Origin of the sequence: Rhodococcus sp. NPDC059969, from assembly GCF_042738325.1 — a bacterium.
In the GTDB taxonomy this organism is placed as follows: domain Bacteria; phylum Actinomycetota; class Actinomycetes; order Mycobacteriales; family Mycobacteriaceae; genus Rhodococcus_F.
The window spans coordinates 1-1,519 of the sequence record NZ_JBHWUF010000038.1 but is presented as its reverse complement, the minus strand read 5'-3'; the positions used below and the strand labels follow the sequence as shown (position 1 = coordinate 1,519).

The window sequence follows — 1,519 nt, the reverse complement described above, 5'->3', positions numbered from 1 at the left end:
GCGCACAGCCGCCTTCCTGGGCCGGGGCTCAGGTGTGGGCCATGTCCACGAACCGCGAGTAGTGAAGCTGCGCGGCGACGGTGACGACGGCTGTCGGCCCGAACCTGTTCTTCTCGATGACGAGGTCGACTTCGCCGGCACGCGGCGATTCCGGCTCGTCCGCGTCCGGCCGCTCGACCTTGATCACGATGGACGCGTCGTTCTTGATCGCCCGCGACTCGCGCATGAGGCCGTCGTCGTTGAGCTGCGACAGGGCGATGACGTGGCAGCCGAGTTCGACGGACAGGTTCTTCAGGCCCCGGGACACGGACGCCACGGCCTGCTCGCGGGTGATGGTGCGGGACTGCTCGACCTCGACGAGCTGGAGGTAGTCCAGGACCAGGAGCTCCAGGCCGCCGTCACGGGCGCAGGCCCGCGCCGCCGACGCGATGTCGCCCAGCGACGCGCCGTCGGGCCGGTAGACGCGCAGCGGCAGCGACTGGAACAGCTGCGGGCCCAGGCGCCGGACGGTCTCCCAGCCCTCCTCGGTGAGGCCGCCCTGGTGCGTCAGGTGGTGCAGCGCGATCCGCCCCTCGGCGGCGGCGATCTTCTGCATGAGCTCGGTGGCGCTCATCTCCAGCGAGGAGAACATCACCTTCGCGCCCGTCTTCGCGGCGGCCACGGCGGCGTTGAGCGCGAACGTGGACTTGCCCACGCCGCTCGCGGCCGCCACGACGCTCACGTTGCCCGGCCGCATCCCCGAGGTGAGCGCGTCGAGATCGGCGAACCCGTACGTCAGACCCACCTTCTTGCCGTCCTGGACGTCCTCCAGGTCCGCGACGAAGTCGAGGTACAGGTCACCGACCACCGGCGGCGCCTCGTGCAGGCCCGGGGTCCCCGCGATGATCTCGGTGAGCTGCCGCTCGACCAGGTCGCGGACCTCGTCCTCGCTGCCGGCCTCGCTGTAGGCGTACTCCAGGATCCGCAGTGCCGACTCGATGACCGCGCGCCGGTACGCCTTGGCCCGGACGATCTCGGCGTAGTGCGGGCCGTTCGCGGTCGTGGGCACCGCCTCCACGCAGACGTGCAGGTACGGGGCGCCGCCGACACCGGCCAGCTCGCCGCGCCGGGTGAGCTCCCCGGCCACCGTGATCGCGTCCACCGGCTCGCCCGCCGCGTGCAGGGCGCAGGCCGCGCGGTGGATCGTCGCGTGCGCGGGCCGGTAGTACTCCGTGGCGACGATGCCCGTCTCCAGGATCTCGGCGAAGAACCGGAACGACGGGCTGCCCGGACTCCCCGAGAGCAGCAGCGCCCCGACGACCGCCCGCTCGGCGTCGAGATCGTGCGGCGGCACCCGGGTGAACACGGCGGACCGCCCGCTGGCGGCGTCGTCGTGGTGCTGGGCGGGAATGTTGATGGTCGACACTGGAGGTCTCCTGTTCGGTCAAGCGTTCAGGGGAATCGCGGGCCGCACCCCGGCATGGGAGCGGCCCGCACCGGTCTTGTCAGGCGGGCACGGCCCTCGCGCCGTCCAGGCAGC

The 1,519-nt window shown here is 72.1% G+C and carries 1 protein-coding gene; it reads right to left on the bottom strand.

Features of this window, described 5'->3' with window-relative positions; all coding sequences use genetic code 11:
- Positions 1-28: 28 nt before the first annotated feature.
- On the bottom strand, positions 29-1,405 hold the full coding sequence (locus ACFWAD_RS29880) for a replicative DNA helicase (protein WP_378550467.1): 1,377 nt from the start codon (positions 1,403-1,405) through the stop codon (positions 29-31).
- Between the last annotated feature and the right edge of the window lie 114 nt (positions 1,406-1,519).